Raw genomic sequence first — 2725 nt, 5'->3', positions numbered from 1 at the left:
TACCACTTCTCTTGCCGTTTTTACGGATATGAGTAGCCCCGCACTCTGGACATTGCATGGCAGATTCCTCCTGTTCATCCTCTAATTATGCAACACCCGTTTTGGATGTGGGCATGCTTCATTGGGGAATTCCAACACCAGCCACTATTCAATCTAAGTTCATCAGCACTAGTTACGACTCTGAAACTGGCGCCTCAGATATCCTATATAATCTGAGATATCAGTATCAAACATCTGACAACAAACGTTATACAGGGCGAGCCTCCGTTAAGCCATCTGCTTATCAACGCGTTCATGAGGGCGATACAGTTATCGTCTATTACTTACCTAGATTGCCACGATGGTCAACCTTAGAAGCATTTCAGGCTGTTTCTAGCCGCTCTCCTTTCTTAATAGCCACCTTGCTCACGCTCATTGGCTGGATCAGCGCCTTGGGGTTCATTAGTTATATTATCTTACCAGTAATTCAGAGTATTACAGCCCGATCAACGTGACCGCTATTTCTAACATCGAGCCATATCGAGTCTGACGTATCACATTAAGCTTGACGAAGACCCTGCAGCCCTCACCGTTCTGCTAAGCTCACGCCGACACCCCAAACTTTTCTCCCCAGCCGGCTATTCATGGAGTCTAGTCTTCAGACTGGATATCATCACCGTCCTAGGGGCTAGACCATCAAGGAACTCTGGAGACTTTCCCGTATTGGACTGTTCATCTAGAAAAAGGGCAGTGCTGGATAGCGGTATGATTCCGCAAAATCTTGCATAGAGTTTCAGAATCTCTAGCTAGGGTTCATACTCTGATGCAGCAACGCTCATCTAGAAAAGGTTTCTGCCAGACTGACGACAGCGCTATCCGTTAATAAGACAGACTTCTAACAAGACAGGCTACCAAGATTGTAAGAATAAATGTAACGAAATCCCACGAAATATGGGTATCTGTAACGCTTCATCGCAGGGTGAGGGCGAACGGGCAAAAGTAGACAACAATAAGCAGTAGACGGATCGTGCCCTTGGTTTGAATCCGTTTTGCTTGATTTGTTTTGCTTGATTTAATGTCATCAGGAAGAACCCCATGACTACCCTTTCACCTAAAGCGGTCTATCACAACCTCTCGCTGCTAGAACAGGTTGATACGGTTCGTAGTGCTTGCTATCGACAGCAGGCGATTGAGATCATCTCCGATGAAGAGGTGAGTTTGCGGTGGCGGCAGGCGATCGCTGACCGTCTGGTTCATGCCAATTATCTATTAGCCCAAGTCAATGTGACCTCTGAAGATAGCTATTAAGACCCAATGCTTGCATGGCCCACATCAAAGACCTGCGCTAGGTAACCCTAACTCTTTCCTCACCCCTTAGACGCCACCTGGGATGAGGAAAGAGAGTGTTGATCACATTTAACCCCAGGGTTTGCTCACCTTATCCATGAGAAAGATTAGGCGAGAGCTGTGCCTGTGAGTTCTGCCATCACCTCCGCCACAGGGCGAATGCGATCGCTCTGTCCGGCATTGCTGCCTGAAAACACGAGCCCTTGCTCCATATCTCCCCGCGCAGCGCTATCCAGGGCTCTCAGAATGCAGTAGGGTTCTTGCTTGTCTCGAAACTTACAGACCTGGAGGCAGTTAGCTAAGCAAGGTAGACCGGCATGGGGGCGATCGCCCGCTAGCACTTGATCCACAAAGGCATTACGCAGAGCCCGCCCTGGCAGACCAACAGGACTGGATACGGTCACCACGTCTTCTGCCTTGGCCTGTACGTGAAACGCTTTGTAGCGCTCGTCAGCATCGCATTCATCAGTGGTGATAAAGCGGGTGCCGATCTGCACGCCGGCTGCTCCTAGCAATAGCGCTTGAAGAATATCACTACGGCTCCAGATACCGCCTGCGGCGATCACCGGGATGTCTTGCTTGAGGTCGTTTTTTAGATAGTTGACCAACTCAGGAATGGTGACGGTGGTATCCACATGGGGGCTATCCAGTTCTTCCAGGGTGGCTCCGAGATGGCCTCCGGCAGAGCGAGGATTTTCAATCACGAAGGCATCGGGAAGACGATGGTAGTTGCGCAGCCACTTTTGGCAGATGATGCGAGCGGCGCGGGCACCGGAGACAATGGGCACGAGGGCCACGTCGGGGTAGTTAGCCGTAAAGTCTGGTAGTTTTAGCGGCAGCCCTGCGCCGGAGATGATCAAATTGGCTCCATGTTCGGCAGCCGTTCTGACTAGGGTTTCATAATCACGGGCCGCCACCATGATATTGACGCCGATGATGCCTGTGGGGCTGAGGGCTCGCGCCTGATTGAGTTCGTCAATCAAAGCCAGGCGATTGGCTTCAAAAAACTGGCGCTGGCGCTGAAGAGGATTGCGCTGGTTGGGGTCGAAGTAGGGCGAGTTCATACCTAGACCGACGGCAGAAATAATACCGATGCCGCCAGCATTGGCCACCGCCGCCGCGAGGTTTGCGCCAGAAATTCGCACGCCCATACCGCCTTGAATGATGCAGTACTGAGCTTGGTGAGAACCGATCCGAAGAGCAGGAAGGTAGGTCATAAGCATGAAATAACTATATAGTTAGAAAGTTAAGCATAAACCATGAATCTTTGACATCCTCCGAAGCGGTGACCCTGTAGCTGGATGCTAGGGCGTGTTTTAAAACCTTTTGGCATACTGGTAAGTAGTGTAGCTACCTGATAGATGTCCATGACTAACCAATCCCTCAGAACTATCCGCCG

At 50.5% G+C, this 2725-nt stretch carries 3 protein-coding genes; 2 read left to right on the top strand and 1 reads right to left on the bottom strand.

From position 1 onward, the window contains the following. The first annotated feature begins 56 nt into the window (after window positions 1–56). Together JUJ53_RS00185 and JUJ53_RS00180 are read left to right on the top strand one after the other, a co-directional pair. Window positions 57–494: a DUF3592 domain-containing protein gene (locus tag JUJ53_RS00185; protein ID WP_204149990.1), complete on the top strand. Its 438-nt coding sequence runs from the start codon at window positions 57–59 to the stop codon at window positions 492–494. Window positions 495–1074: 580 nt separating this feature from the next. Further along, on the top strand, window positions 1075–1287 hold the full coding sequence (locus JUJ53_RS00180) for a hypothetical protein (protein WP_204149989.1): 213 nt from the start codon (window positions 1075–1077) through the stop codon (window positions 1285–1287). Between the two features lie 146 nt (window positions 1288–1433). Here the strand turns inward: JUJ53_RS00180 and JUJ53_RS00175 are convergent, their stop codons facing one another. Further along, on the bottom strand, window positions 1434–2543 hold the full coding sequence (locus tag JUJ53_RS00175; RefSeq protein WP_204149988.1) for a nitronate monooxygenase family protein: 1110 nt from the start codon (window positions 2541–2543) through the stop codon (window positions 1434–1436). Window positions 2544–2725: the final 182 nt, after the last annotated feature.

This window comes from Leptolyngbya sp. CCY15150 (assembly GCF_016888135.1).
GTDB lineage: Bacteria > Cyanobacteriota > Cyanobacteriia > RECH01 > RECH01 > RECH01.
Note: the sequence above shows the minus strand (reverse complement) of the source record. Positions and strands in the feature narration are given on the sequence as shown.

Coding starts and splice junctions, on each gene's coding strand:
- JUJ53_RS00185 (WP_204149990.1), top strand. CDS start 57: ATGGCAGATTCCTCCTGTTCATCCTCTAATTATGCAACACCCGTTTTG.
- JUJ53_RS00180 (WP_204149989.1), top strand. CDS start 1,075: ATGACTACCCTTTCACCTAAAGCGGTCTATCACAACCTCTCGCTGCTA.
- JUJ53_RS00175 (WP_204149988.1), bottom strand. CDS start 2,543: ATGACCTACCTTCCTGCTCTTCGGATCGGTTCTCACCAAGCTCAGTAC.